At 61.9% G+C, this 26,061-nt stretch carries 26 protein-coding genes; 8 read left to right on the forward strand and 18 right to left on the reverse strand.

Features of this window, described 5'->3' with window-relative positions; translation table 11 throughout:
- Positions 1–11 precede the first annotated feature (11 nt).
- From rpsI to truA, 3 genes are all read right to left on the reverse strand, one after another.
- Positions 12–497, reverse strand: coding sequence for a 30S ribosomal protein S9 (gene rpsI / locus CXY70_RS16240; RefSeq protein WP_104193372.1), 486 nt, complete (start codon positions 495–497; stop codon positions 12–14).
- Positions 498–547: 50 nt separating this feature from the next.
- The gene (gene rplM, locus CXY70_RS16245; RefSeq protein ID WP_104193373.1) at positions 548–994 is read right to left on the reverse strand and encodes a 50S ribosomal protein L13; all 447 of its coding nucleotides are present in this window, start codon (positions 992–994) and stop codon (positions 548–550) included.
- Positions 995–1,126: 132 nt separating this feature from the next.
- Positions 1,127–2,077 (reverse strand): tRNA pseudouridine(38-40) synthase TruA, encoded by a 951-nt coding sequence (gene truA, locus CXY70_RS16250; protein ID WP_233205990.1) that lies wholly within the window; start codon positions 2,075–2,077, stop codon positions 1,127–1,129.
- A gap of 109 nt (positions 2,078–2,186) precedes the next feature.
- On the opposite strand from truA, the gene CXY70_RS16255 reads away from it, so the two are divergent.
- From CXY70_RS16255 to CXY70_RS16270, 4 genes are all read left to right on the forward strand, one after another.
- Entirely contained in the window at positions 2,187–4,142 is a 1,956-nt protein-coding gene (locus CXY70_RS16255; RefSeq protein WP_104193375.1) for an acyltransferase family protein, read from the forward strand.
- A gap of 409 nt (positions 4,143–4,551) precedes the next feature.
- Positions 4,552–5,451 (forward strand): 3-hydroxyisobutyrate dehydrogenase, encoded by a 900-nt coding sequence (gene mmsB, locus CXY70_RS16260; protein ID WP_104193376.1) that lies wholly within the window; start codon positions 4,552–4,554, stop codon positions 5,449–5,451.
- Positions 5,448–6,935, forward strand: coding sequence for an aldehyde dehydrogenase family protein (locus CXY70_RS16265; RefSeq protein WP_104193377.1), 1,488 nt, complete (start codon positions 5,448–5,450; stop codon positions 6,933–6,935). The genes mmsB and CXY70_RS16265 overlap by 4 nt, the downstream gene beginning before the upstream one ends.
- An 11-nt stretch (positions 6,936–6,946) precedes the next feature.
- Positions 6,947–8,248: an MFS transporter gene (locus tag CXY70_RS16270; protein WP_104193378.1), complete on the forward strand. Its 1,302-nt coding sequence runs from the start codon at positions 6,947–6,949 to the stop codon at positions 8,246–8,248.
- Between the two features lie 109 nt (positions 8,249–8,357).
- Here CXY70_RS16270 and CXY70_RS16275 read toward each other — a convergent pair whose 3' ends face one another.
- Positions 8,358–9,278: a LysR family transcriptional regulator gene (locus CXY70_RS16275; RefSeq protein WP_104193379.1), complete on the reverse strand. Its 921-nt coding sequence runs from the start codon at positions 9,276–9,278 to the stop codon at positions 8,358–8,360.
- Positions 9,279–9,691: 413 nt separating this feature from the next.
- Here CXY70_RS16275 and CXY70_RS16280 point away from each other — a divergent pair, with 413 nt between their 5' ends.
- The 3 genes from CXY70_RS16280 (at position 9,692) to CXY70_RS16290 (ending at position 13,227) form a co-directional block, all read left to right on the forward strand.
- Positions 9,692–11,128 (forward strand): GntP family permease, encoded by a 1,437-nt coding sequence (locus CXY70_RS16280; protein WP_158251009.1) that lies wholly within the window; start codon positions 9,692–9,694, stop codon positions 11,126–11,128.
- Between the two features lie 81 nt (positions 11,129–11,209).
- Complete coding sequence (locus CXY70_RS16285; protein WP_104193381.1) at positions 11,210–12,040, forward strand: enoyl-CoA hydratase/isomerase family protein; 831 nt, start codon at positions 11,210–11,212, stop codon at positions 12,038–12,040.
- Positions 12,040–13,227 carry a CaiB/BaiF CoA-transferase family protein gene (locus CXY70_RS16290; RefSeq protein ID WP_104193382.1) on the forward strand — a complete coding sequence of 396 codons (1,188 nt, stop codon included), beginning with the start codon at positions 12,040–12,042 and terminating at the stop codon, positions 13,225–13,227. The genes CXY70_RS16285 and CXY70_RS16290 overlap by 1 nt, the downstream gene beginning before the upstream one ends.
- A gap of 126 nt (positions 13,228–13,353) precedes the next feature.
- On the opposite strand, the gene CXY70_RS16295 is transcribed toward CXY70_RS16290, so the two are convergent.
- From CXY70_RS16295 to CXY70_RS16355, 13 genes are all read right to left on the reverse strand, one after another.
- Positions 13,354–14,397 carry a GNAT family N-acetyltransferase gene (locus CXY70_RS16295; RefSeq protein WP_104193383.1) on the reverse strand — a complete coding sequence of 348 codons (1,044 nt, stop codon included), beginning with the start codon at positions 14,395–14,397 and terminating at the stop codon, positions 13,354–13,356.
- A gap of 86 nt (positions 14,398–14,483) precedes the next feature.
- The gene (rplQ, locus tag CXY70_RS16300) at positions 14,484–15,029 is read right to left on the reverse strand and encodes a 50S ribosomal protein L17 (protein ID WP_104193384.1); all 546 of its coding nucleotides are present in this window, start codon (positions 15,027–15,029) and stop codon (positions 14,484–14,486) included.
- A gap of 50 nt (positions 15,030–15,079) precedes the next feature.
- Positions 15,080–16,069 (reverse strand): DNA-directed RNA polymerase subunit alpha, encoded by a 990-nt coding sequence (locus CXY70_RS16305; RefSeq protein ID WP_104193385.1) that lies wholly within the window; start codon positions 16,067–16,069, stop codon positions 15,080–15,082.
- Between the two features lie 125 nt (positions 16,070–16,194).
- Complete coding sequence (gene rpsK / locus CXY70_RS16310; protein ID WP_092107270.1) at positions 16,195–16,593, reverse strand: 30S ribosomal protein S11; 399 nt, start codon at positions 16,591–16,593, stop codon at positions 16,195–16,197.
- Between the two features lie 46 nt (positions 16,594–16,639).
- On the reverse strand, positions 16,640–17,014 hold the full coding sequence (rpsM, locus tag CXY70_RS16315; protein WP_092449488.1) for a 30S ribosomal protein S13: 375 nt from the start codon (positions 17,012–17,014) through the stop codon (positions 16,640–16,642).
- Between the two features lie 143 nt (positions 17,015–17,157).
- Complete coding sequence (gene rpmJ / locus CXY70_RS16320; RefSeq protein WP_035834639.1) at positions 17,158–17,271, reverse strand: 50S ribosomal protein L36; 114 nt, start codon at positions 17,269–17,271, stop codon at positions 17,158–17,160.
- Between the two features lie 68 nt (positions 17,272–17,339).
- Positions 17,340–17,561 carry a translation initiation factor IF-1 gene (gene infA / locus CXY70_RS16325; RefSeq protein ID WP_035834638.1) on the reverse strand — a complete coding sequence of 74 codons (222 nt, stop codon included), beginning with the start codon at positions 17,559–17,561 and terminating at the stop codon, positions 17,340–17,342.
- Positions 17,562–17,688: 127 nt separating this feature from the next.
- The gene (locus CXY70_RS16330; RefSeq protein ID WP_104193386.1) at positions 17,689–18,837 is read right to left on the reverse strand and encodes a mannitol-1-phosphate 5-dehydrogenase; all 1,149 of its coding nucleotides are present in this window, start codon (positions 18,835–18,837) and stop codon (positions 17,689–17,691) included.
- On the reverse strand, positions 18,834–19,271 hold the full coding sequence (locus tag CXY70_RS16335; RefSeq protein WP_104193387.1) for a PTS sugar transporter subunit IIA: 438 nt from the start codon (positions 19,269–19,271) through the stop codon (positions 18,834–18,836). Before CXY70_RS16335 ends, CXY70_RS16330 begins: the two co-directional genes overlap by 4 nt.
- On the reverse strand, positions 19,268–20,758 hold the full coding sequence (locus CXY70_RS16340) for a PTS mannitol transporter subunit IICB (protein WP_104193388.1): 1,491 nt from the start codon (positions 20,756–20,758) through the stop codon (positions 19,268–19,270). Before CXY70_RS16340 ends, CXY70_RS16335 begins: the two co-directional genes overlap by 4 nt.
- Complete coding sequence (ptsP, locus tag CXY70_RS16345; RefSeq protein ID WP_104193389.1) at positions 20,755–22,470, reverse strand: phosphoenolpyruvate--protein phosphotransferase; 1,716 nt, start codon at positions 22,468–22,470, stop codon at positions 20,755–20,757. The genes CXY70_RS16340 and ptsP overlap by 4 nt, the downstream gene beginning before the upstream one ends.
- Positions 22,471–22,479: 9 nt before the next feature.
- On the reverse strand, positions 22,480–22,746 hold the full coding sequence (locus CXY70_RS16350; protein ID WP_104193390.1) for an HPr family phosphocarrier protein: 267 nt from the start codon (positions 22,744–22,746) through the stop codon (positions 22,480–22,482).
- Positions 22,747–22,808: 62 nt separating this feature from the next.
- Positions 22,809–23,120 carry a PTS sugar transporter subunit IIB gene (locus tag CXY70_RS16355; RefSeq protein WP_104193391.1) on the reverse strand — a complete coding sequence of 104 codons (312 nt, stop codon included), beginning with the start codon at positions 23,118–23,120 and terminating at the stop codon, positions 22,809–22,811.
- Between the two features lie 159 nt (positions 23,121–23,279).
- Here CXY70_RS16355 and CXY70_RS16360 point away from each other — a divergent pair, with 159 nt between their 5' ends.
- Positions 23,280–25,193: a transcription antiterminator gene (locus tag CXY70_RS16360; protein ID WP_104193392.1), complete on the forward strand. Its 1,914-nt coding sequence runs from the start codon at positions 23,280–23,282 to the stop codon at positions 25,191–25,193.
- A 3-nt stretch (positions 25,194–25,196) separates the two neighbouring features.
- On the opposite strand, the gene map is transcribed toward CXY70_RS16360, so the two are convergent.
- The gene (gene map / locus CXY70_RS16365; protein WP_104193578.1) at positions 25,197–25,979 is read right to left on the reverse strand and encodes a type I methionyl aminopeptidase; all 783 of its coding nucleotides are present in this window, start codon (positions 25,977–25,979) and stop codon (positions 25,197–25,199) included.
- Between the last annotated feature and the right edge of the window lie 82 nt (positions 25,980–26,061).

Raw genomic sequence — 26,061 nt, forward strand, 5'->3', positions numbered from 1 at the left:
CGGCTTTCGGGCTAGCGCTTGCTGAACTGAGGCGCCTTACGGGCCTTCTTGAGTCCAGCCTTCTTGCGCTCCTTGACTCGAGCGTCGCGGCTCAGGAAGCCGTTCTTCTTGAGGATGGCGCGGTTGTTCTCTTCGTCGATCAGGTTCAGCGAGCGTGCAATACCGAGGCGAAGCGCGCCGGCCTGGCCAGACGGGCCACCGCCGGTGATGCGGGCGATGACATCGTACGAGCCGAGCAGGTCAAGCACCTTGAACGGGTCGTTGATGAGCTGCTGGTGCAGCTTGTTCGGGAAGTAGTCGGCGAACTCGCGGCCGTTCACAACGATCGTTCCGGAGCCGGGGACAATGCGCACGCGGGCGATAGCCTGCTTGCGACGGCCTACGGCTGCGCCGGGAACGTTGAGGACGGCGCGGGGCACCTTGGTTACGGTTTCGGCCGGAGTCTCGGTGGAGTAGCTCTCCGGAGCCTGGTCAATCTGGTCTGCGATCTTCGCCACGATGATGGGAATCCTTTTTATCTAAGAGTCGAGAAGTCTGGTTGCCGGCGCTACTGCGCGACCTGGCTGAGGGTGTACGGGGTGGGCTGCTGAGCGGAGTGCGGGTGCTCAGGGCCGGCGTAAACCTTCAGCTTGGTGAGCTGGGCGCGACCGAGCGAGTTCTTCGGCAACATGCCGCGAATCGCTTTTTCAACCGCACGGGTCGGGTGCTTCTCGAGCATCTCGGAGTAGTTGGTCGCCGTGAGGCCGCCCGGGTAACCCGAGTGGCGGTACGCGATCTTCAGGTCGAGCTTTTTGCCGGTGAGGGCAACCTTCTCAGCGTTGACGATGATGACGAAGTCGCCCCCATCCATGTGCGGGGAGAAGGTGGCCTTGTGCTTGCCGCGCAGCAGAATTGCCGCGTGGCTGGCCAGGCGTCCGAGGACGATATCGGTGGCATCGATGACTATCCAGTCGTGCTGGAGTTCGCTTGCCTTGGGAGTGTAAGTGCGCGTCACTGTTGTGCTGCTTTCTTCTTTTTCGAACGGAGGTGTTCGTGAATCCCGCTCCGGGTGCGTTCTCGTGAGGAGAACACTGTCGATGGAGGGCTCACGTTCGGGTGCCGCGCTGCAACGCACAGACACCAATGGTCAACGATAGTCGGCTCCGACCGCAGGCGCAACTTGGGAAGCCGTCGGCAGTGAGCGCCGGTTGCGCGTGTCGATGGCACGCTGTGCCAAGGAAGCGTCATCGGGGTAACCAACGTCGATGAGGGTGAGGCCGTGCGCCTGCATCACCTTGAACTCGCTGATGCGGTGTTTATCGAAGTGCAGGTGGGCGAGGGTCTTACCGTCGAGGCGCCCCTCCCCCACTGCCACGCAGGCACCGACCATGGCGCGCACCATGCTGTGGCAGAAGGCATCCGCTTTGATGCTGGCAACGATCAGCCCATCGTCGTCGCGGTGCCAGCGAAAGTCCTGCACGGTTCGAATGGTTGTCGCGCCCGGGCGCGGCTTGCAGTAGGCGGCAAAGTCGTGCAGGCCCACCAGGGTCGCCGCTGCGGCATCCATCGCGGCGAGGTCCAGTTTAAACGGATGCCACGTCGTGCGCAGGCGCTGCTGCGGGTCGTGCAGGCCCAGGGGGTCGGCGATGCGGTATTCGTAGCGGCGCCACATGGCCGAGAACCGGGCGTCGAAGCCGCCGGGCACGACCGTAGCGCGGCGCAGCACGATGTCGGGCTTGGTGACGAGGATGCCACCGAGGCGACGCAGCACGGCGGTGCCGAGGTCGACCGGCGGGCGGTTTCCGGTGCCACGCTGGATGCGCACGAGGGAATGGGCCTGTTCGGCGGTGAGGTCGAAATGGGCGACCTGCCCACGGGCGTGTACCCCGGCATCCGTTCGTCCGGCAACGATGAGGGTGGGATGCGGAGGAAAGCTTTGCAGAATGCCAGCGAGCCCATTTTCGATGTCGGCCTGAACGGTGCGAAAGCCCGGCTGGCGGGCCCAACCGGTAAAATCGGTGCCATCGTAGGCGAGGTCAAGGCGGATGCGCGTGGAGCCGAGCGCTGCGTTCGCGGCGCGGGGCACGAAAAGATTCACGAGGGTAAGCCTAGGCGGCGCGCTCGGGTTATCGTTGAAACCGGCCCTTGGCCCACCCCCATAATGAGTGCCAGAGAAACCCCGTATTGTCCATGACTCGGTATTGTCCATGACTCGTTCCCCGCGCTCGTTCCCATTCACCGGGAGGACTCGGTCAACGACCCTGGCAATCGGTCCCGAGAACACACCCGTTCTAGGGCCGAAAAACGCGCCGCGCCCGGGTCGATTGGCCGGCCTCGACGGCCTGCGCGCCCTCGCCGTCATCGCCGTCGCGATCTATCACTTCTTCCCGTCGATACTGCCGGGCGGCTTTATCGGCGTCGATGTTTTCTTCGTCATCAGTGGTTTTCTGATCACCGGCCTGCTCGTCTCCGAGCACACCCGCACCGGGCGCATCTCCCTGCACCGGTTCTGGCAACGGCGTGCCCGCCGACTGGTCCCCCCACTCATTCCGGTCGTCTTGATCAGCTGCACGATCGCCTTTATCATTGGTGGCGACGTGCTCGTGGGTCTCGGCGGCCAACTGCTCGGGGCCAGCACTTTCGGCTACAACTGGGTGTCGATCGCAACCGACGCAAGCTATTTCAGCCTCAACGAACCCGAACTGCTGCGTAACCTCTGGTCGCTTGCCGTAGAGGAGCAGTTTTACCTGGTCTGGCCGCTGCTTCTGCTCGCCGTCTTGCTGGTTCGCCGCCCTCGCGTGCGATTGGCCATCGTCACCACGCTGTTCGTCGCCGCCGCCCTGTGGATGGGCCTGCTGTACCAGCCCGGCGCCGACCCTACCCGGGTGTACTACGGCTCGGACACGCACAGTTTCGGCTTGTTCGCGGGTGCCGCGCTCGCTCTGCTGCTGCGCCGCCCGAGCGGGCAGCGCAACGAACTGCCCCGGTTGCGTCCGTGGCTTGGCTGCGGCGCCATTCTGACGATCATCGCCCTCGCCCTCTGGCTGCCGGAAGACGGCACCGCAACCTATCGGGGCGGCCTTGTCGCGGTGAGCCTGGCCACGGCCGTCGTCATCTGGGCGGGAGTGCGCGGCGGCCCGTTCGGTCGGCTGCTCGACGCCGCCCCGCTGCGCTACCTCGGTGAGCGCTCCTATGGCATCTACCTGTGGCACTGGCCGGTGCTCGTGCTGGTGCAACTGCTCTGGCCGGCATCGTCCCCGGCTGGCAGTCTCCTGCCGATCGGTCTGCTCGCCACGGTCATTACCCTCGTCGTGGCCGGCGTGTCCTATCGCTGGCTGGAATTGCCGATCCGGCGGGTCGGCGTGCGCGGCAGCATCCGTCAAATCGGTGAACTGTGGACCGGGCCCACCCGCCGCCGCCGCCTGGTTGCGGCGACGGTCGCCCTATCACTGCTGCTGGTCGGCGGCACTACGGCCGCCGTCGTCGCCGCGCCGGCGCAGACCTCGGCGCAGCTGCGCATCGAACGGGGCCAGCGGGCAATGGATGCTGCGGCGCGGGCCGCCGCGCAGGCTGCGGCCACCGAGGCGGCCCGCCAGGCTGCAGCGACCCCCTCCCTGACCGAGAGCCCGATCACGGCCATCGGCGACTCGGTCATGCTGGCCTCGGCTCCAGAATTGCAGGCCACTTTTACGGGTATGACCGTTGACGCGTCGGTCTCCCGTGGAATGTATTCCGCGGATGACATATTGGTGGCCCTCAAAGCGGCGCGCCAGTTACAGCCGATTGTGGTTATCGGCCTCGGCACCAACGGGCCGATCAAGACCGATGAACTCACCGAGATTCTGCGCATTCTCGGGCCCGACCGGCAGCTCGTGCTCGTGAACGCCTACGCCGAACGCGACTGGACCGCCGCCGTCAACGCCACGCTCGCCGATTTCGCTGCGGGCAATCGTCGGGTCGAGCTCGCGAACTGGCACGACACGATCGCGGGGCGACTCGACCTGCTGGCCGGCGATCACGTGCACCCCGGGCCGACCGGCGGCCAGCTCTACGCCGACGAGGTGCATGCCGCGCTCAAGCGTCTCGCGGCTGTGCCTCCGCTGCCCGACAACAGCTGGCTGATGCGTGACCCCGACGCTCCCCGTTCGCCGCCGTACCGCTGAGAGTCAGAACTCAAGCACGAAAGCGAGATCCCGGTTGGGCGTCACGAGGCCCGTCTGGGCGAATCCATAACTTGCCAATCTGTGAATAGTGAGGCAGTGCAACTCGCGTAAGGCCCCAGACTTGAGGACAAACGCAGCCGCGAATTGGCCGGGCGCGCTCAAACTTCAGCGAGTGATGCCGCTGGTGCACGGGGCTACGAGCATTCACCGGAGAGACGCAACCGGTGGCCGTCAAACTCCTCAGTTTCCATTACCAGGCTCCTCACATACGGGGCCGGTTCAAGAGCGTGCACAAATATGATCACTCCATGATCGGATCCGGCTCTTTTGTTTCCTAATTGTGTAGATAACACTGATGACTTGACGTCCCATCGGGGTGGCGGCATTAGACACAAGGAAGTGAAGTCGCATGAGCGTAATTGCATTCATTGGGCTGGGCGCAATGGGAGGACCTATGGCGGCCAATCTCATTCGAGACGGGAATACGGTCAGGGGATTTGATCTTTCGAAAGAAGCCCGCGATGCGGGTGCCGCCAACGGCATCGAAATTCACGATACAGCCGCCGCAGCGGTTCGGGGCTCAGACGTCGTCATAACAATGTTGCCCAACGGGGCAATTTTGGACGATCTGATGCTGTCGAAGGATGGTCTACTGTCTTCCATCAAGACTGGCGCGGTGTTGATTGATTCATCCTCCATTGACGTAGCTACGTCAAAAAAATTACACGCGGCTGCGAAATCTGGCGGGTTGCACTGTCTGGACGCTCCAGTTTCCGGTGGTATCGCGGGGGCCAAAGCAGGCAGCTTGACATTCATGGTGGGAGGAAGCTCGGAAACTCTTGATCTCGCCCGCCCCGTCTTGGAGTCTATGGGGCACACCATTATTCACGTCGGTGGCCCTGGATCCGGCCAAGCTGCCAAAACGTGTAATCAGATGCTTTTCGGAACGACTCTCACCGCTGTTAGCGAGATGTTCGTTCTGGCGACAGCACTTGGACTCGACCACGAAACCCTGTGGAACATCGTCACACAATCAACGGGAGATTGCCGGGCGATTCGGAACTTCTGTCCTGTTCCTGGCGTCGTTTTGAACTCTGCGGCTGACAAGGAATTCAGTCCTGGCTTCGCCGCGCCGCTGATGCTTAAAGACCTCAACCTTGCGCTAACTGCGGCCGATGCGGTTGGACAAAGGTTGGCTCTGACGGAGGCTGCGACCAACGCCTATTCCACCCTTGTTGATGAATACGGTGCACTCGACTGCTCGGCGGTAATCAAGACGATGTCAGCACAATTGGAGACAGTCAAATGATCTCGGCCGATATCGCTAAGAACGAGCTGGGTATTTCTTTCGCAGAACACATCATCAACGGCGAGCTGACGGGATCTGCCGACGAACGCATCATCGATGTCGTGGCACCGCGGGATCGTGGTGTTATGGGAGCTGCGGCACAAGGCGGAATCGCTGACGTAGAGAGAGCGGTGAATGCTGCCAGACGAGCATTCCCTGCGTGGCGGGATATGGCTCCGCGCGCACGAGGCCGACTTTTAGCCAAGATTGCCGACGAGCTGGAAGAAAACGCGGAACGGATAGCGAGAATCCTCTCGCTCGAGAACGGCAACGCACTGCGCACCCAGTCACGGGGAGAATTGGCCTTTGCTGTAGACGTATTTCGATACTTTGGCGGGCTCGCCAGTGAGACGAAAGGCGAACAGATTCCGCTGTCCTCCAATACGCTGGACTACTCCAGACGCGAACCCTATGGTGTCGTGGGCGCGATTATTCCGTGGAACGCTCCCGTTCAGTTGGGCTCGATGAAGATCGCCCCAGCTATCGCCACGGGTAACACCGTGGTTCTTAAAACAGCTGAAGATGCCCCTTTCGCTATCCTGGAAGTCGCAAAGATCTGTCAAAAGCACTTGCCGGCCGGAGTGGTGAATGTTGTGCACGGCAAGGGCGCTGAGACCGGTGAGGCACTCATCAATAATCCCAACGTGGACAAGATTTCGTTCACCGGATCAACCGCCGTGGGGACCAGGATCCTTGAGGCAGCAGCGCCGAGGGTTGTCCCTGTCACCCTTGAACTGGGTGGCAAGAACCCACAGATCGTGTTCCCAGATGCCGACGAAGATTGGGCTGTCGACGCCGCCTTGTTGGGTATGCGGTTCTCGCGTCAAAGTCAGTCATGTACCGCCGGATCCCGGCTTTTTGTCCACAGGACAATTTTCGACTCATTCCTCGAGAAGTTTACGGCGAAGGCAGCCGAGATGAAGGTTGGCGACCCGTTAGAGGAGACAACTGATATCGGCGCCATTGTCAATCAAAAGCAGTTCGACCGAGTCTGCGGTTTCATCGACGAGGGCCTGAAAGTAGAGGGCGGACGACTCCTCGTAGGTGGACTCCCTCCGGCCGTCGGGCCGCTCGCGGCCGGATTCTTTACTCAACCAACAGTGTTTTCGCAGATCGATAACAGCTTTAACATCAACCGTCAGGAAATCTTTGGCCCCGTTGCCGTAGCAATCCCGTGGGACACCGAGGATGAGGTCATCGCAATGGCGAATGACACGCATTACGGCCTCTCAGCATACGTTTATACCAGGAATCTTGGCGCTGCCCTCCGAACGGCGCACCGCATCGATGCGGGATGGATTCAAGTAAACCAAGGCGGCGGACAAGTTCTCGGCCAGTCCTACGGCGGTTACAAAAGTTCGGGTATGGGGCGAGAATTCTCACTCGAGGGAATGATCGACGGGTATACGCAGCGCAAGCACATTTCCGTTAATCTCAACATTTGAAAGGGACGATTATGACAATTGCAAAGACGCGATCCGATGTCGATCCGATAGATACTAACTCGAGCCAGAAAGTCAGGGCGGCGACCGGCAGTACTATCGGGGCGATCATTGAGAATTACGATTTTCTGGCGTATGGCACGGCTGCGGCACTGTATTTGGGTCCAGCCTTCTTCCCTTCCAACGATCCGCTAGTTTCAACGCTGTCGGCTTTCGCAGCTCTCGGCGTAGGTTTCCTGATGCGTCCAGTTGGCGGCATCATCGCCGGTCATCTTGGTGACCGCATAGGACGTAAGCCGGTATTGGTCGGAGCCCTTATTTTGATGGGAATCGGAACCGTTCTCATCGGGATTCTCCCGACCTACGAGACGATTGGCGTTGCGGCTCCTATCCTCTTGGTGTTGCTGCGTCTAGTCCAGGGAATTGGCTACGGCGCTGAATGGGGCGGCGCCGTCTTAATGGCTTTCGAACACGCTCCGATTCGGCGCCGGGGCTTTTACGCCGCTATCCCGCAAATTGGCGTTCCCGCCGGCCTCCTATTGGCAAACGTCGCCTTCTTGTCCGTGACCGGTATCACCGACGATTGGGCGTGGCGAATTCCGTTCTTGTTCAGTGCCGTTCTCGTTTTTGTCGGATTGTGGATCCGATACGGTGTCAACGAGTCGCCCGAGTTTGAACAGGCCAAGTTGAATAAGCAACTGGTCAAGAATCCAGTCGGTGAGGTTCTCCGCCGTGATGGGAAGACCGTCTTGCAAGCAATCTGTTTGCGACTAGCCGAGACTTGTGGCTTCTACGTTGTAGTCACCTTCCTGCTCACGTACTTGGTGCAGGAGGACATCGCAACGAAGGAAACAGGCCTGTTCGGCGTCGTTCTAGCGTCGATCATCGGACTTGTCAGTCATCCGATATACGGTGCGCTCAGCGACAGATTCGGTCGCAAAACCGTCTACATTTGCGGCTCTGCTTTCACCACACTTTTCGCAATCCCTCTGTTCCTTCTCATCAATACGGGCAACGCCGTACTGATTATCACAGCGATGGTGCTGGCTCTGGTTCTCGGCCACGATTCCCTGGCAGGAGTGCAAAGTTCGTGGTTCCCGGAGCTTTTCGACACTTCCAAGAGGACATCAGGCGCGTCACTCGGATACCAAGGTGCAGCGGTGATCGCTGGATTTGTTCCCTTTATCGCGACAGGTCTGTGGGCCCTGTGGGGCTGGGTAGGGGTCAGCGTGCTCATTGTGATCGTCGGGCTGATTTCCTTGATCGCAGCTCTAATCACCCCCGAGACCGCACCAGTAAAAACCGGACTCCGCTAGACGACTGACGCAAGCCCACCATCGCCGCTCACGGAGCGACGGAGCAGTCGAACGTCGAACCGTAGACGCTGTTGTGGGCGTCGTGATGAGGCCGGTGCCGGGGGAACTGTTACCCAGGGTTAACGTCGAGCGTTCCCTCAAATCGTGCTCGTTCCTGCGCAGCTCGCCTCAGTAGTATCTCCATCACCGCCTGAACTTGCGGCAGCCTCATGGAAACTTCTCGGACGACAAGGTAGAAGGTTCGCCGCACCTCCACTTCGGTGGCTAGAACGCGAGTCAACCGATCATTGGAATCTGCTGAAAATCTTGGCAAGAGCCCAATTCCTACGCCTGCGGCGGCAGCAGCCTGCTGCCCATTAACGGTGCTGAATTCCGCAACAATTTTCGCTCGCGGAATAATTGGGCGTAGGAATTGCAGTTCAGGAAGATCGTGCAAGGACTCAACGAACCAAACAAAGTTGTGTTCCTCTAGGTCTTCTCGGGACTGGGGATCTCCGAAACGCCTAAGGTACTCCGGCGATGCGTACAGGCCAAGAGTGTAATCCGTCAATTTTCGAGCTTTAACTTTGGTCGAGTTCGGATGGTGGACTGTGATCGCGATATCGAAGTCTCGAGTCATGAAAGGCGAGACTCTGCTCGTCGTTACGATCTCCGTACGAACATTCGGTAGGGCCTCATAGATATCAGCGGTCCAGGGAGATAACACGTCGTGACCGAAACCATCAGTAGTTACTATGCGCACGGTACCCGATATGTTTTCTGGTTTATCGCTATCGGAAACATGCATCTCAAAAAGCCTCTTCGCGATGGCTTCGATGTCTTCTGCCTGCGCGAGGAAACCGACCGCATCATTTGTCATCACCCAACCGCCTGACGTCTTGTCAAACAAACGGGCGCCGATTTCCTCCTCAATTGAAGCGATGCGCCGACTGACCGTCATGCGTGAAACTCCCAAGGATTCTGCGGCCTTGACAAGACTTGCGTAACGAGCCAGGGCGAGAAAATAGCGCAAGTCATCCAAATTAGCCATGCAATTCCTCCCGTCACTCCCCTGTCAGCCAGACTTTGACGCCGGCCCCAGACAGGGGCGATGGTGCCGTTTGACGAAAAGGCTCACTATTTGTGTTTTTCCACTATGCCGTACCAGCGGCCGCGAAGCTCGCGGTTCTCGCACACCGGTCACGAAGCGCTTCAAGTTTGAGCTGACTCGGCGTTGGCCGGTTGGGTGCCAGGTGATCGCGCTCTGCTGAGGAGATCATCGCGTCGACGAGCGCCACTACGGGTGAAAATAACGCACACAGGCAGGAGGCCAGAGCCGCGTTGAGTTGGAATTCCCGCGGTCGTGCCATAGAGTCTGTGGTCAGACCACTATGCACCCCTTGTACTCGTGTAGGTATGCAGCGACATCGGTGGTACCAGCATTTCAATGGAGAAAGGCTCGACATGGACGATCCGTTCGTCATCATCCACAGTGCGATTGCGATCGTTGGAACGATTGTGCTTATAACGAAGGCCAAAGTTCACCCGATTTATGCCCTCATCGTGGCCATCCTGTATCTCGGCCTCACTGGAGGCCTGGGTTTCACCGAGACGCTGGATACGCTCACAAATGGGTTCGGTGGCATCCTCGCAAAGATCGGCTTGCTCATCGCGTTCGGAATCACGATGGGCACTGCCCTCGCCGAAATTGGCGCGATCGATCGAATCGTCCGAGCATTACTGCGGGTCTTCGGCAAACGGATGGCACCGTATGCCCTCGGCATCACGGCCGGAACCGCGCTCCAGTCGATCTTCGCGGACGTCATGCTGGTTGTGACAGCTCCCGTCGCTCGCGGCGTTGCACGCAGGATCGGCGCCAAAGGAATTCCCATCGTCGCGGCCTCGTTGGTCACAGGCATTCTTGTCGGTCTGGTCATGATGATTCCCAGCGTCGGTTCCCTGGCGCTCTCAGGAGTCATTGACGTGCCACTTTGGCGCTATCTCGTCTTTGGAACAATCGTCGGAGTGATCACAATTATCGTGACTATTGCGATAATGAAATTCTTGATCCTGCGGACGAGATTCTGGAACTCGGCTAGTGACGAGGACTGGGACGCCATGGACGTGCTGGACGGCACGCCAGTAGCCGACGAACCTGGCCTGCAACAGGAAGGTTTCGGATCAGAGTCGGTCTCCGGCACACGCGACGGCGGTGCGTTAACGCAAACTATCGACGTCGGAACCAGACAACTCCGACAAGCTCCCATTCTCCTCGCCCTGATGCCGATCGTGTTGACGCTAATGCTCGTTGCTTTCGGATCCATCAGCGATGTCTTTGAGGTAGACAGCGACTTCCTGGGCTTCATCGCGAACCCCACATTCGCCCTGTTCGTCGGTTCAGCTCTTTCATTAGTGATCGTGGCGTCGTATCGCGGGAACGAAGGCGTCAAGAACGCCCTCAACAGGTCTTTCGCCAACCTCGGTGAGGTCCTCGTCCTGACCGGACTCGGTGGAGCCCTGGCCGGAACGGTAACGGCGATCGGCCTTGGCGATATTCTGGCGTCATTTTTTCAAGAGAGTTTCGGGCCGCCAATCCTGATCGCCTGGATCATCGCGGTCGTGCTCCACATCGCAATCGGGTCCGTCAGCGTGGCGGCAATCACATCCGCGGGCATCCTGGGGCCCGTGGCTGCCGCCTCCGGTGTCGATCCCCTGCTCATCGCGCTCGCCGCGGGAGCTGGTTCGCTCTTCATGATGACCGTTCACAGCAACTTCTTTTGGATGGCGAAGAATCTGCTGGGCCAAACGACAAACGGCGCGATCAAGTTGATCGGCCTGTCGACCTCCGTGGCGTCTATTACGGGCCTCTTGGTAGTGCTCCTCCTGAGCCTCGTCCTCTGAGTCCGGAACCATCTGTACGAACTGTTGCCTGTGCGGCAACACCCATGGAACTCTCGTTCCGTATTGACCAAGGAGTTTTGTATGTACGAAGAATTAATCGCACGACCCGATAACGGAGACGGCGGCCACGGATCCGTCGAGGTCTACCTGGAAGCGAACGTCGCGCTCGTGGTCCTGTCAGACGCACCCGCCCGGAATGCGCTATCCCTGTCGATGTGGATTCGAATAGCCGAAGTGTTCGACGAGTTGAGGAGTGAGCCGGGCGTTCGAGCTGTTGTCATTCGTGGATCGGGCACGGCGGCGTTCGCAGCTGGAGCCAACATTGCTGAATTTCCCGAGAACAGGCTGACCGCATCCGCCGCCACCGCCTACAACGACCATTTAACCCGGGCCTTACGCGCCGTTGCTGCAATCGAGGTGCCGACGATCGCGATGATTCGCGGCTTCGCTGTGGGCGGCGGATGCGAGCTTTCCGCTGCGTGCGACCTCCGGATCGGCTCGGAGACGGCGCAGATCGGCATTCCCATCGGCCGATTGGGAGTGATCCTCGGACTGACCGAAACGCGATTGCTGACCAGGCACATCGGCGTTAATGGACTCAAGCGCGTGTTGTTCAGCGGTCGCCTCTTCAACGCCGCCGAATCCCTCCAGATCGGCCTCCTGGACGAGGTTGTTCCCGATATCGAACTTGCCGCGCACATTGCCGTTCTGCTTAGGACGATCACAGGGTCCTCCGCTACAACGATCACAGCAGCGAAGGTCGTCACAGACCTCGCCGGCGCACTCGACGACGCCGCCGCTGATCGAGTTCAACGGCTTCATGTCCAGGCCTACGACGGAGACGATCTGAAGGAAGGCGTAAATGCTTTTCTGACCAAGCGCCGGCCGATCTTCACGAAGGCAGGAGCCTGATGAGCACGCTAGACGGTCTCGTGGTCCTCGATCTCTCCCGTTACATCGCCGGACCCACTGCAAGCATGATGCTCGCCGATCAGGGCGCTGAAGTAATTAAGGTCGAACCAGTGCCGCTGGGAGACCCTTCACGCCAATCCGGCCCATTCGACAACGGTCATAGCGTGTACTTCATGTCGGCTAACCGGAACAAGCGGTCGTTAGCCGTCGACCTCCGCAGTTCGGAGGGACTGGACGCAGTGAAGAAGATCGCCGCGACGGCTGACGTCCTGATCGAGAACTTTAAGCCCGGCACAACCGAGAAGATGGGCATTGGCGCCGACCGCCTCCTTCAAATCAACCCGAAGCTGGTGTACTGCTCAATCAGTGGCTTCGGCGATGGCCCGGTGGGGTCGACCATGGCGGGTTTCGATCAGAACGCCCAAGGCATGAGCGGCCTGATGAGTGTCACCGGCACCTGCGAAACTGGGCCCCTGCGCGTCGGCGTCCCCGTCGCAGACTCCACGACCGGTCTCATAGCCAGCTTTGCCATTCTCGCTAAATTGCTCGAACGAGACCGCACTGGAGCTGGCGGAGTTGTCTCTACCTCGCTGATGCAAAGCACGAATTTCCTCCTTACATACCAGGCACAGAAGTACCTCAGTCTGGGCGTCGTTGCGGTCGGGGAGGGCAACGACCACCCGCTACTGTTCCCGCAGGGAACCTTTGCCACCCGCGACGGGTATGTCACAATCGCATCCGGGAACGAACGCATGTGGCGCCAGCTTTGCACAGCTCTCGGACTCGAGGAACTCGCCGAGGACCCGCTCTATGCCACGAATGAGGGACGTCTGCACAACAAGCGTGAGCTCCGCCACCTGATGGAACAGACTCTTGCCGCGCACGACTCAAGTGAATGGATGTCGATCATCAACGCAGCCGGGGTACCGTGTGGGCCAGTACTGGGTATTAACGAAGCGTTCGAGCATCCCATCGCCGACGAACTAAAGCTAGCTGAGACGGTCGAGCATGCTGAGTTGGGTGAGATTCGAGTTCTGGGTCGCCCCGCAGTAACGGGCAATGAGCCGTGGCTACGCAGTGCGCCCCCTATGCTCGGGCAGCACAGCGCCGAAATTCTAGCGGAATACGGGATATCCGACGCCGAAATCGAGGTGATGCGCGTTCGCGGATCAATCATCCAAAGCTAGTGTCCGAGCTGACCATAAGACGGACAGGGCGATTGTGCATCACCTCGCGCTTTGACGGCTGACGGCGACACCTGCTTTGCATGTGGGATTTAGGAGATCCAGCCTCGAGGCTTGACGGGGCCCGGGCTAGAACGTGAGGGTGTACGCCATCTTGCGGTGGGTGGGCACGAATCCCATGCCGGTGTAAAGGCCGAGGGCCCCGGTGGGGCTGGCCGAGTCGACCGCGAGGGTCACCCGCTCATGCCCGAGAGCCTGCCCGGCGGCCAGCTGGGCGGCCAGCAGCGACTGCGCAATGTGGCGGCCGCGCCATCCGCTTAAAACACCGACCAGATCGATGTAACTGCCGGTGAACCCCTGCGTTGCCCAGACGTTCTCGTTCACGGTGGACAGCACGAAGCCGACAACCTGCTCCGCGCCGGATGCGTTGGTACCGTAGGCCACAAACGAGAGGTCGGGGTGAAACCACTGTCCGCCGACGAAGGCGTTCCAGTTCTCGTCACTCATCGGCTGGCTGCCCCAGTGGTCCATGAAGGCGTCGTCCCGGGCGGCGTGCACGTCGGACGAAACGGCGGGGGTATAGGCAGCAACGCGGATGCCGTCAGCCGCGTCGACGACGCGCACCGGCGCATCCAGCGGTCGTTCGAGGGTGAGAAAGTAGCGCGCGAGGGTCAGGCCACCGCGCTCGAACAAGGCCGCGTTCTGCGGTGACCGTTCGTCGGCATAGGTGAGGACCCAACCAGGCAGGGTTTTGGTCGAGGAAGCTAGCTGTTGCTTCGCCCGGCCCAGCTGCCAGGCCAGCAGTTGGCGACCCACGCCCCGACCTCGAAGCGACGGGTGCACCCCGCCGATCGGCATCGAGCGCACCAGAGTCACCTGTCGCGGGGGAAACATGACCATGCCTACGGCGATGATGCGGCCAACTTGGTCGACACCAACGAGCGAGTCGAGCTCCGGATGAAAATGAGAGTAGCCGAAGTCGGCGGCGATCGCGCCCCGAGCCGTGAGGTAATTGGGGTGGTCGACTTCGCCCATCGCGCAGCGCAGCTGCCAGATACCGTCGATGTCGTCGCTGGTGGCCGCTCGCCACGTTGTAACGTCCGGGTGCACCGGAAGCACCGGAGCCGGTGCGATGCCGATGCGCTCAGCCAGCGAAGTTACGCGGTGATCCATGTTTCAACCCTAACTTCGTCAAGCGAGACGGACGGATACACAAAAAGGGAGGACCAACATGTGTTGGCCCTCCCTTGCTGGTACTGCTACTTCTTGTCGGCCTCGTCGGTTGCTGCATCCTCGGCAACAACGTCTTCGGCTACGACGCCGTCAGCAACGACGGTCTCGTCGACGACAACGTCGTCAGCAATAACGTCGTCGACAACAACGTTCTCGGACCCGACGGGGGTCGCGGCAACGGTCGCGGTCTTGGAGCGCTTGACCTTGGGAACCAGGGGCTCGAGAACGAGCTCCATCTGCACCATGGAGGCGTTGTCGCCCTTGCGGAAACCGAGCTTGGTGATGCGGGTGTAACCGCCCTGACGCTCGTTGACCTGCGGGGCGATGACCGTGAACAGCTCGTGCACGACGGTCTTGTCGGTGATCGTCGCGAGAACGCGACGACGGGCGTGCAGGTCGCCGCGCTTGGCGAACTGCACCATGCGCTCGGCGAGCGGACGCAGGCGCTTGGCACGGGTCTCGGTCGTCTTGATCGACTTGTGGGTGAACAGGGCCGCGGCCAGGTTCGCAAGCATGAGGCGCTCGTGCGCCGGGCCGCCACCGAGACGGGGGCCCTTTGTGGGCTTAGGCATTGGTAATCTCCAGTATCAAAAAATCGAAAGGCAGCGTTGAAGCGCGAGCCTTAGATGGTCTCTTCTTCGTAGCCGCTGTAGAAGTGTGCGCCGTCGAATCCGGGAACCGAATCCTTCAGGGACAGGCCGAGCTCGACGAGCTTGTCCTTCACTTCATCAACCGACTTCTGCCCGAAGTTGCGGATGTTCATCAGCTGGGTCTCCGAGAGGGCGACCAGTTCGCTGACGTTGTTGATGCCTTCGCGCTTGAGGCAGTTGTACGAGCGCACCGACAGGTCGAGGTCTTCGATCGGAACCGACAACTCGGTCGAAAGCACAGCGTCAACCGGCGCGGGGCCGATCTCGATGCCCTCTGCGGCGGTGTTGAGCTCACGAGCCAGACCGAACAGCTCGGTCAGGGTTCGGCCAGAGGATGCGATGGCGTCGCGGGGCGAGATAGCCGACTTGGTCTCCACGTCAACGACGAGGCGGTCGAAGTCAGTGCGCTCACCGGCACGAGTTGCCTCGACGCGGTAGGTCACCTTGAGCACGGGCGAGTAGATCGAGTCGACGGGAATCTGGCCGGCTTCGGAAAACTCGTTACGGTTCTGGGTGCTGGAGACGTAACCACGGCCACGCTCAATGGTCAGTTCGAGTTCGAACTTCGCCTTGTCGTTGAGGGTTGCGATAACCAGTTCCGGGTTGTGCACCTCGACGCCGGCCGGAGCCGAGATGTCAGCGGCGGTAACCTGGCCGGCTCCCTGCTTGCGCAGGTAGGCGGTGATGGGCTCGTCGTGCTCGCTCGAGACGACGAGGCCCTTGATGTTCAGGATGATCTCGGTGACATCTTCCTTCACACCGGGAACGGTGCTGAACTCGTGCAGCACACCATCGATACGGATGCTGGTTACAGCAGCGCCCGGGATCGACGAGAGCAGAGTACGGCGAAGCGAGTTGCCGAGGGTGTAGCCGAAGCCAGGTTCGAGCGGCTCAATGATAAACCGTGAACGGAACTCCGAGATGTTCTCTTCGGTGAGCGTTGGACGCTGTGCAATAAGCACTGTTGATTCCTTTCGGCTAAGTGTCCGCTATATGACACTTGCAATGACGAGAGAGTGAAAAGTGAAAGAAAAGAGTTCCGACGGGCCCGGCTACAGCCGAGCCCGTCGAGATGACAGCGTGTGCTTTAGACGCGGCGGCGCTTCGGCGGACGGCATCCGTTGTGAGCCTGGGGCGTCACGTCGTTGATCGAACCGACCTCGAGGCCAGCGGCCTGCAGTGAACGGATCGCAGTCTCGCGGCCTGAGCCGGGTCCCTTGACGAAGACGTCAACCTTCTTCATGCCGTGTTCCTGCGCCTGGCGGGCGGCCGACTCGGCGGCCAACTGTGCGGCGAAAGGGGTCGACTTGCGCGAACCCTTGAAACCAACCTGGCCCGACGAGGCCCAGCTGATGACGGCTCCGGTCGTGTCGGTGATCGACACGATCGTGTTGTTGAAGGTGCTCTTGATGTGGGCCTGGCCCACAGCAACGTTCTTCTTTTCTTTCTTACGCGGCTTCCGTACGGCCGACTTGGGTTGTGCCATGAATTTCTCCTGAATCCTAAAGGCGTTAGCGGGCTAGGCCGGGGGCCTAGCGCGCCTTCTTCTTGCCGGCTACGGTGCGCTTCGGGCCCTTACGGGTGCGAGCGTTGGTCTTGGTGCGCTGACCGCGAACGGGCAGGCCCTTGCGGTGGCGAATGCCCTCGTAGCTGCCAATTTCAACCTTGCGGCGGATGTCAGCGGCAACCTCACGGCGGAGGTCACCCTCAACCTTGAAGGTACCCTCGACGTAGTCGCGGAGAAGGACGAGCTGGTCGTCGCTCAAATCCTTGACGCGGATGTTTCCGTCGATTCCAGTGTCGGCGAGGGTCTTGAGGGCCCTCGTACGGCCAACACCGTAAATGTAAGTCAATGCAACTTCCACGCGCTTATCGCGCGGGATGTCGACGCCGGCTAGACGTGCCATTGTGTCTCCTGTTAGTGATGGAGGTCTGTAACAGCTCCTGTACATCGGCCTCCAGCCGATGGTGTCACCCCGAAGGGCTCCCGGAACTGCTATCTATATCTATTACTGCAGGTAAATCTCGAAGCGACGAGTCGCGACGCGATCTAACCCTGGCGCTGCTTGTGACGCGGGTTCTCGCAAATGACCATCACGTTGCCGTTACGGCGGATGACCTTGCACTTGTCACAGATCTTTTTGACGCTGGGCTTGACCTTCATGGTAATTCCTTGTTTTTTCGCTGTCTTCGTACCCTCGGGATGCCGAGGGCCGTTACTTACAGCAGCCGTTACTTGTAGCGGTAGACGATCCGGCCACGGGTCAGATCGTAAGGACTCAACTCAACGATCACGCGGTCCTCCGGGAGGATACGGATGTAGTGCTGACGCATCTTGCCCGAGATGTGGGCAAGAACTCGGTGGCCGTTTGACAGCTCAACGCGAAACATCGCGTTGGGCAGAGCTTCGACTACTGCGCCCTCGATTTCGATGACACCGTCTTTTTTGGCCATACCCTCACTGTCGCTCTGTATTGATTGCTGGTCATGCGGGATTGATGTACGGACACGCCCGAAAAGGGCGACACCAGACACCAAGGATCAATCTTATGGTATGAGATTGCCTTTTGGCAATTCAGTCCTATAATCCCTGCGCGCGTCTTACTTCGAGCACGACCGACGCGAAGAGTGGATGCGCCGCATCGAGCCCGCAGACCTGCAGAACCGCGTACTCCGCGCTTTCGGCCCGGAGCATCCGTTGCAGCTCGACGCTCTGCTCGTCGGCCGCAACGTCAAAGCGCAGCAGCGCACCGATGGCGCCCAAGAGCGCCTCTGGCCTGATGCCGGATTCGATCAATTCCGCGGCCGGGCCGATGAACCGCTCGTTGCGGCCAAGTTTGCGCAGGGGCTGGCGGCCCACTCGTTCGACGGTATCGAGCAGGGCTGGGTTGCTGAACCGAACGAGGATCTTTTCACGGTAGGCGCGCTGGGCGTCCTTGTCGAGTCCGTGCTTGGCAACCAGCAGCGCCGACGTCTCTTCGAGCACGGCGCGGGCGGCCGCCACGACGGCCGGCACGTCGAGCGCCTCGGCTATCGTGTTGACGCCGGCCCGGCTGCCCAGGTAGGCAATGGTGGCGTGCCCGGTGTTCACCGTGAAGAGCTTGCGCTCTATATAGGGAAGGAGGTTGTTCACGAACGTGGCTCCCGGAATGACCGGAACAGCATCGCCGAATGCGCCGCGTTCGATGACCCATTCGTAGAAGGCCTCCACCGTCACCGTGAGGCCCGCATCCGCTGCCTGGTTGGGCACGATGCGGTCGACGGCAGTATTCGCGAAGGCGGCGCGCGACGAGACGGCCGGCCAGTCGGCACCGGTCACGTGGCTGTGCACGTGCTCGGCGAGCAGGTCGGTGGCGTTGATGGCGTTCTCACACGCCATCACGGCGAGCGGCGGCAGCGACGCTTCCCGGAGCGTTAGCCCGGCCGCGATGAGCGGGGCAACGAACTTGAGGATGTTCGGTCCGACGGCCGTCGTCACGACGTCGGCGGTGGCGATCTCGTCGATCAGCGCCTCGCTGTCGGTAGCGCTGTTGATGGCGCGGAACCCCTGCACCGTGTGCTGGCGGGCCCCCTCCCCCTTCTCGTGCACCTCATAGCTGGGTGCGGCGTGCAGCGCGTCGATGAGGGTCGAATTCACGTCAGCGAAGACCACCTCGTACCCGGCTTCGTGCAGCAGGAGTCCGACGAAGCCGCGCCCGATGTTGCCCGCGCCGAAGTGAATGGCCTTCATTCTGCGTTGACCTCCTCAAGGAGGGCGAAAATTTCTTCGGCCGAGGCGGCGTCGATGAGTTTGGCCACCTCGTCTTCGTCGGAGAACACGATGGCGATCTTGGAGAGGATCTCGAGGTGCTCGTTGTTGAGCCCCGCGATACCCACGGCGAAACGCACCGGCTGGCCGTTCCAATCGATCGGCTCGGCGTAGCGCACGAGCGACAGGGCGGAGCGCAGGATCGATTCTTTCGCGTCGTTCGTGCCGTGCGGGATGGCGAGGAAGTTGCCCATGTACGTCGAAACGGATGCTTCGCGCTCAAACATGGACGCCACGTAGTCGTCGCTCACGGCGCCGGACGCCACGAGGAGGCCACCGGCCTCGCGAATCGCCTCGTCGCGCGTGCGGGCCGTTCCGCGGGCAATCAGGTTGCGGGGTTCGAGGATCTGGCTCATGAGGTGACTCCTTCGTTGGTCTGGTGTTCGAGCATGCCCACGACTTCGTCGTACTTCGGGCTGTTCATGAAATTGTCGACGGAGACATGCACGGAGTCGGGTGACTTGGCCCGCGCACGGTCGGTCAGGTCCTGGTGCGTGATGACGAGATCGGCGCTGCCGTCGAGGTTGGCGATGGCCTGGTTGGTCACGGTGATTCCCGCGATGCCGGCCTTCTTGATCTTGTTGCGCAGCACGGAGGCGCCCATCGCACTCGAGCCCATGCCGGCGTCGCACGCGAACACGATGTTGCGGAGGTCGCGGGTGGGGGCATTGTCGCCGGCCGCGGCATCCGTTGCGGTGGAGCCAACGAGGCTGCCGAGTACCGAACTGGCTTTGCCCTTGTTTGCCTCGGTCTTCGCCACGGCGGCGGTCAGGTCGAGACCGGCGCCCTCAGCGAGGTCGCGGCGACGGCTGGCGCGCAGGATGACGGCGGCGATCAGGAAGGAGACCGCTGCCGCACCGATGACCGACAAGATGACGCCGATGTAGCTCTCGGGCGACGTCTGGAAGAGCACGGCGAAGATACTGCCGGGCGAGGCGGGAGCGCGCAAGCCGGTGGCGAACGCCACGTTGATGGCCACACCGGTCATGCCGCCGCCGATGGCGGCCAGGATGAGAATCGGCTTCATGAGCACGTAGGGGAAGTAGATCTCGTGGATGCCGCCGAGGAACTGGATGATGATTGCGCCGGGCGCGCTGGCCCGGGCAATACCGGTTCCGAAGAAGGTGAACGCGAGCAGGATGCCCAGTCCGGGGCCGGGGTTGGCCTCGAGCAGGAACAAAATCGACTTGCCGGTGTCGGATACCTGCTGCACGCCGAGCGGGGTGAGCACGCCGTGGTTGATGGCGTTGTTGAGGAAGAGGATCTTGCCCGGTTCGATCAGGATGCTCGCGAGGGGCAGTAATCCGTTGGCGATCAGAAAGTCGACACCGGTTTCGAGCAGTTTGCTCAGCCCGATTACGAGCGGGGCGATACCGACGAACGCGCCGAGGGCGAGGATGGCACCGAGGATTCCAGCCGTGAAGTTGTTCACGAGCATCTCGAAGCCGGCCTTGACCTTGCCCTCCCAGATGCTGTCGACCTTCTTGAGCAGGTAGGCAGCGAGCGGGCCCACGATCATTGCTCCGATGAACATCGGAATGCTGCTGCCGACGATTACACCCATCGTGGCGATCGTGGCGACCACGCCACCGCGGGTGTCATAAATCATGCGACCACCCGTGTTGGCGATCAAAAGCGGCAGCATGTAGATGATCATCGGGTCGACGAGGGTTGCGAACGTCTCGTTGGGGGTCCATCCGGTGGGGATGAACAGCGCGGTGATCAGCCCCCATGCGATGAAGGCGGGAATGTTGGGCATGACCATTCCGCTGAGGAATGTGCCAAAGCGCTGCACGTGCACACGAGTGCCCGTTCGCTTGGTGTCGGCTGACGTCGTCGTCATTTCAGTACCTTTCTAGGGTGTGCTGCACGGGAAGGTTCGGAACGAGAAGATGAATCAAGAAATGTGGCGGCCATGGTCGTGACCGCTTCGCGAGCGGATGCCGCATCCTCGGCGTCGAGGGCAAGCTCGGCCAACAGCCGGGCCTGCTCGCTCGTGAAGTCCGCCAGGGTCGCCCGCACGTCGGCGAGGGCTGAAGCCGACATCGAGAGGCTCGTTGCGCCCAGGCCGACGAGCACCACGGCGAGCAGCGGATCCGCGGCGGCCTCACCGCACACCCCGACGGGCTTGCCGAGCTCGGCACCGGCGGCACCGACCTCGGCCACCAGGCGCAGTACCGCGGGGTTCCACGGGTCCTGGAATGCGGCCACGGAGCCGAGCAGGCGGTCGGCTGCGAGCGTGTACTGGGTGAGGTCGTTCGTGCCGATCGAGGCAAAGTCGGCGTGCCGCAGGATGCGATCGGCGAGAAGCGCGGCGGCGGGGATCTCGACCATCACCCCGGCGGTCTTGAGCCCGAGCTCGCGCGCGAGTGCCACGAAGTAGCGGGTCTCCTCCACGGTGGCGACCATCGGGGCCATTACCCACAGGTCAGCCTCGGTGGCGGCGTCCGCCTGGGCGAGCGCTTCCAGTTGGTCGCGCAGTATCTGCTCGGATGCACGCAGCGCGCGCAGCCCCCGCAGGCCGAGGGCCGGGTTTTCTTCGCGGGCGTCGTTGAGGAAGGCCAGCGGCTTGTCCGCCCCGGCATCCAATGCACGGACCACGACCTTCTTGCCGGGGAAGGCGCGCAGCATCCGCTCGTATTCGAAGCGCTGCTCGGCCACGGTCGGCGCGGTGACGGCGTCGAGAAACAGAAATTCGGTGCGGAACAGGCCAACGCCCTCCGCGCCGAGGGCGACGGCCGCGGCCGCTCCGTCGGCCGACCCGAGGTTCGACAGAAGCGGAATCGGGGTACCATCCGCGAGGCGGCCCGGTGACACCGGCGCGAGCGCGTGGGCGGCCCGAGCGGCCACACATGCGTGCGCCTGGGAGAGTTGCTCGGCACTGGGTGATGTGATCACCAGGTTGTTCGCGGCGTCCAAAATGACCTCGTCGCCATCGGTGAGGTCCGCCGCATCGACCGCGCGCACGATGGCCACAATGGACTTTTCGCGGGCCAGGATCGCGGTGTGCGAGGTGGGGCCCCCGTCGAGGGTGATCAGGCCGAGTACCTGGCCGAGGTCGAGGGTTGCAGTGTCGGCCGGAGCCAGGTCGCGAGCTACGAGGATGAACGGCTGTCCCCGGTCGGGCACCCCGGGCGCCGCGACTCCAGAGAGACGTGCGACGACGCGCTGCGAGACGTCGTCGAGGTCGCCCGCTCGCTCTGCCATGTAGCCGCCGAGCTCGGTCAGCATGTTACGGAAGGCCGCGAAGGCCTCGAAGACCGCCCGTTCTGCCGTCGCGCCAGCGGCAAGCCGCAGCGTGACGTCATCAACGAGGCTGGGGTCTTCGGCCATCATGGACTGGGCCTCGAGTACCTCGCCGGCCACTCCGCCGGCCCGCTTCGCGCGGGCGAGGAGGTCGGCTGCAACGGCGCCGAGGGCTTCGGTGACGCGGTCGCCCTCCTCCGCCGGCGTCAGAGCGCTGGGCGCGGCGACGGGGTCGGGCAGCGGGTCGGACATGCGCACGACACGGCCCACAACGACACCCTGACCGATTCCGATTCCCTGCAGTTCCATGCGCAGCCCCTAAGCGTCGTGGTCGACGAGCAGCAGCCGGGCCAGCTCGTCGAGGATTGTCTCGGCCGTGTCCCCGTCGGCTGCAAGGGTGACCTCGTCACCGTGGCCGATGCCGAGAGAGATGATGCCGAGAATGCTCGCGGCGTTGACGGTCTTGCCGCCGGTCTTGGTGAGCGTAATGGGGACACCCGCAGCCGCGGCGGCCTGGCTGAAAAGTTTCGCCGGACGAGCGTGCAGTCCGTGGGTCGATCCGATGAGAACGGTGCGTTCGAGCATTGCGGTACCTTTCGTTGCGTGTGCGTTATGCGGCAGGTGCTGGGAGTACTGGTCTGCCACAGTCATGAACGTGTGCTGGCCGTTGCGAGGGCCAGGTCGAGGGCCTCTTCGCCATCGCGAGCGCTGAAGACCGTCGCGGGCATCAAGCTGGCCAGCACGCCGGCCACTGCGGCTTGCTGCTGGATCTGGGCGAACATCCCTTGCAGATGCGGACCCACGAGAAGCACATCGATGACCGGCAGCATGCTCGCCAGATCGGATTCGCTTCCGGCGGTCACGTGAGCGGACATCCCACGGGCCGCCGCGCTCCTGCGTAGCCGCAGCGCCACGAACGTGCTGGACGCACCGGCACCACACACAATATGAATCCTCATCGATTCACCCTTTCGTCGTCGACGCACAGCAGACTTGTTACAGTCTGCCGGGCACCCCTTCCGGGGGCCACCAGACTCATTGCCGCACCCCCGGAAACCCTCGGGTTCGGCAGATAAGATCTACTCGATGGGACCGCGCACGACACAGAACAAGGCACAATGAGCGACAACCAATCGAGGATGCTCGACTACCTCTTCCGTTCCCCCGGCTGGGTCACGGCAGGTGAATTGGCCGAACACCTCGGTGTGACTCCGCGCACCGTACGCAGTTACGTCACGATTGTGAAGACGGCGGCGGACCCGCTCGAGGTGATCGAGTCGGGACCGGCCGGCTACCGCGTCAACCGTGAGGCCTACGCGGCATTCCGCACAGCACCGCCGCGGCAGCACGCGGAGTCGGACACACCGCAGCGCCGTCTGTACCAGCTGGTTCGTCGCCTCACCGACTCGGCAGAGGGCCTCGACGTCTATGAGCTCGCGGCCGAGACCTTCGTGAGCGACTCCACCGTCGAGGCCGACCTGTCTCGGGTGCGCGCACTCCTGCCCGACACGGGACTCTCCCTGGCCCGCCACGGCAGCCGAGTGACTCTTCTCGGATCCGAAACCGACCGGCGCCGCCTGATCAGCCGGATGTTCCGCGAAGAGTCCGCCCGCGGTTTGCTCGAACTTGCGGCCATCCAGAAGGAATTCCCGTCTGACAGCCTCGGTGCGTTCAAGACCGACCTGATCGCCATGCTCGACGCCCAGGGTTATTTCGTGAATGAGTACGGCACCAACAATGTTCTGCTGCACGTGGCCATCGCCGTCGACCGGGTGAGCAAGCGCGCCGCTGCCAGAGCCGACGAAGCACCAGACGTCGGCGAGCACCTCACGGTTGCGTTGGCCAGTCTCATCGACACCCATTTCGGCGTCGTGCTTGATCTCAGCGACCTTGCCTACCTCGTGCTCCTCCTGCAGACCCGGGTCGTGACGCCCGGACACGACGAGGCCACCGACGCGATCAACGCAACCGTCGCCCGTGCCGGGGACCTCGAGGTCATGCGACGCATCGTGGCTCAGGCCAGCGAGGAATATCTTGTCGACCTGGCCGACGAGGATTTCATCACCCGACTCACGCTGCACGTGCGCAACCTCATCGACCGCGCACAGGTGCGGGATTACTCACGCAATCCGCTCACCCGGTCGATCAAGACCGCCTATCCGATGATCTACGAACTCGCCGTGTACATCGCGAGCGAACTGCAGCGCCAGGAGCAGATCCACATCAACGACGACGAGATCGCCTACATCGCGATGCACGTCGGCTCATACCTGCAACAGCATTCCCAATCCGAGCAGCTCGTCACCTGCGTGATCGTCTGCCCCAATTACTACACGATGCACGTGCAGTTGCGTCAGCGCATCGAACGGGTTCTCGGCGACGACTTGACCATCGTGGACCAGATCACGCGCAGTGACGTGCCGTGGGCAGACCTTCGTGCCGACCTCGTTCTCACCACGATCGAGCCGCCTGTCCCGGCCGACTACGTGATCGTCATCCAGCCGTTCCTCACGGAGCGCGACGTGCACCGAATCCGCGAGGCGGCCATCCGTGTGCGCCGCCTTCGTCGGCGGTCGCACATTAAAAAGGATCTGCTGCAGTTTTTCGACGAGTCCCTCTACCTGCGCAACTTCGCCGCCCCCAACGAGGAAGCGATGATCCGCGAGCTCGGCGGGCGCATGGTCGCGCGCGGACTCATCGATCCCAGCTACGTCGACGGCGCCATTGAACGCGAGCGGATGTCGTCGACCGCGTTCACCGACCACCTCGCCGTGCCACACGCCATGACCATGACCGCGCAGCAGACGTCCATTGCCATTGCCGTCAACAACTCCCCCATGCCCTGGGGTGACAGCCGCGTCAACGTCGTCGCCCTGATCGCGTTCAGCGCTGACGGGCGGGCGTCGTTCCAGTCCATCTTCGACCAGTTCGTCGAGGTCTTCACCGAACGGGCCGACGTGCAGCGTCTCATCAAACGCTCGGTGGACTTCCCGTCTTTTATCGACGAGCTCGTGCACCTCATCGACCAGTAGAGCCTAGGCGATCGGAACGGGAACGATGCCGAATTGGGCGAGACCGGCGGCCCCACCATCGTCGGCGGTGAGCACCCAGATGCCGTCCTCGTGCACGGCAACGCTGTGTTCCCAGTGTGCGGCGGCCAGGCCGTCGCTCGTGGCGACGGTCCAGTTGTCTTCGCGGGTGTAGGTGTCGATCGAGCCGAGAACGACCATCGGCTCGATGGCTACGACAAGTCCCGGCTTGACAGAAGGCCCCTTCTGGCGCACGCGGTAGTTGAACACGGGCGGGTCTTCGTGCATGGACCGGCCGATGCCGTGGCCGACATAGTCCGTCAGTATGCCGTAGCTGCCCTGCGACTCCACATAGTCCTCGATGGCTTCGCCGACCTCGTTCAGGTGACGGGCGGTGTGAAGACGGGCAATACCGTGCCACAGCGACTGCTCGGTCACGTCGGAGAGCTTCTGGCGTTCGGCCACGAGCTCGGGGCGCGTCGCGTCGGGCAGCACGAAGCTGAAGGCGGCGTCGCCGTTCCAACCCTCGATGATCGCGCCGCTGTCGATCGACACGATGTCACCGGCGCCGAGGCGGCGCGCGGACGGGATGCCGTGCACGACGTCGTCGTTCACCGACGCGCACACGGTGTGGTGGTATCCCTGTTCAAGCTTGAAGTTGGGCTTGCCACCGAGCGCGACGATCGCAGCCTCGGCCGCAGCATCGATGTCGAGGGTGGTGGCGCCGACGACTATGGCCGCGCGGGCAGCCGTGAGCGACGCCGCGGTGGCCAGGCCGGGCGCGACCATGAGGCGCAGCTGGGCCGGATTCTTGTAGATGGAACGTCGAAGACTCACTGATTTTCCTACAAACTAGCTCCGAACAAGGGAG

Origin of the sequence: Cryobacterium sp. Y82 (assembly GCF_002929495.1) — a bacterium.
Lineage (GTDB): Bacteria > Actinomycetota > Actinomycetes > Actinomycetales > Microbacteriaceae > Cryobacterium > Cryobacterium serini.

Excerpts from the sequence above, each read along its gene's own strand:
- rpmJ (WP_035834639.1), bottom strand. The coding sequence starts at position 17,271 with ATGAAGGTCAAGCCCAGCGTCAAAAAGATCTGTGACAAGTGCAAGGTC.
- CXY70_RS16340 (WP_104193388.1), bottom strand. The coding sequence starts at position 20,758 with ATGACGACGACGTCAGCCGACACCAAGCGAACGGGCACTCGTGTGCAC.
- ptsP (WP_104193389.1), bottom strand. The coding sequence starts at position 22,470 with ATGGAACTGCAGGGAATCGGAATCGGTCAGGGTGTCGTTGTGGGCCGT.
- CXY70_RS16275 (WP_104193379.1), bottom strand. The coding sequence starts at position 9,278 with ATGGCTAATTTGGATGACTTGCGCTATTTTCTCGCCCTGGCTCGTTAC.
- CXY70_RS16360 (WP_104193392.1), top strand. The coding sequence starts at position 23,280 with ATGAGCGACAACCAATCGAGGATGCTCGACTACCTCTTCCGTTCCCCC.
- CXY70_RS16280 (WP_158251009.1), top strand. The coding sequence starts at position 9,692 with ATGGACGATCCGTTCGTCATCATCCACAGTGCGATTGCGATCGTTGGA.
- CXY70_RS16295 (WP_104193383.1), bottom strand. The coding sequence starts at position 14,397 with ATGGATCACCGCGTAACTTCGCTGGCTGAGCGCATCGGCATCGCACCG.
- CXY70_RS16350 (WP_104193390.1), bottom strand. The coding sequence starts at position 22,746 with ATGCTCGAACGCACCGTTCTCATCGGATCGACCCACGGACTGCACGCT.
- CXY70_RS16355 (WP_104193391.1), bottom strand. The coding sequence starts at position 23,120 with ATGAGGATTCATATTGTGTGTGGTGCCGGTGCGTCCAGCACGTTCGTG.
- mmsB (WP_104193376.1), top strand. The coding sequence starts at position 4,552 with ATGAGCGTAATTGCATTCATTGGGCTGGGCGCAATGGGAGGACCTATG.
- CXY70_RS16270 (WP_104193378.1), top strand. The coding sequence starts at position 6,947 with ATGACAATTGCAAAGACGCGATCCGATGTCGATCCGATAGATACTAAC.
- CXY70_RS16265 (WP_104193377.1), top strand. The coding sequence starts at position 5,448 with ATGATCTCGGCCGATATCGCTAAGAACGAGCTGGGTATTTCTTTCGCA.
- rpsK (WP_092107270.1), bottom strand. The coding sequence starts at position 16,593 with ATGGCACAACCCAAGTCGGCCGTACGGAAGCCGCGTAAGAAAGAAAAG.
- CXY70_RS16330 (WP_104193386.1), bottom strand. The coding sequence starts at position 18,837 with ATGAAGGCCATTCACTTCGGCGCGGGCAACATCGGGCGCGGCTTCGTC.
- rpsM (WP_092449488.1), bottom strand. The coding sequence starts at position 17,014 with ATGGCACGTCTAGCCGGCGTCGACATCCCGCGCGATAAGCGCGTGGAA.
- rplQ (WP_104193384.1), bottom strand. The coding sequence starts at position 15,029 with ATGCCTAAGCCCACAAAGGGCCCCCGTCTCGGTGGCGGCCCGGCGCAC.
- map (WP_104193578.1), bottom strand. The coding sequence starts at position 25,979 with ATGGTCGCGCCCGGCCTGGCCACCGCGGCGTCGCTCACGGCTGCCCGC.
- infA (WP_035834638.1), bottom strand. The coding sequence starts at position 17,561 with ATGGCCAAAAAAGACGGTGTCATCGAAATCGAGGGCGCAGTAGTCGAA.
- CXY70_RS16285 (WP_104193381.1), top strand. The coding sequence starts at position 11,210 with ATGTACGAAGAATTAATCGCACGACCCGATAACGGAGACGGCGGCCAC.
- CXY70_RS16335 (WP_104193387.1), bottom strand. The coding sequence starts at position 19,271 with ATGAGCCAGATCCTCGAACCCCGCAACCTGATTGCCCGCGGAACGGCC.
- CXY70_RS16255 (WP_104193375.1), top strand. The coding sequence starts at position 2,187 with ATGACTCGTTCCCCGCGCTCGTTCCCATTCACCGGGAGGACTCGGTCA.
- CXY70_RS16290 (WP_104193382.1), top strand. The coding sequence starts at position 12,040 with ATGAGCACGCTAGACGGTCTCGTGGTCCTCGATCTCTCCCGTTACATC.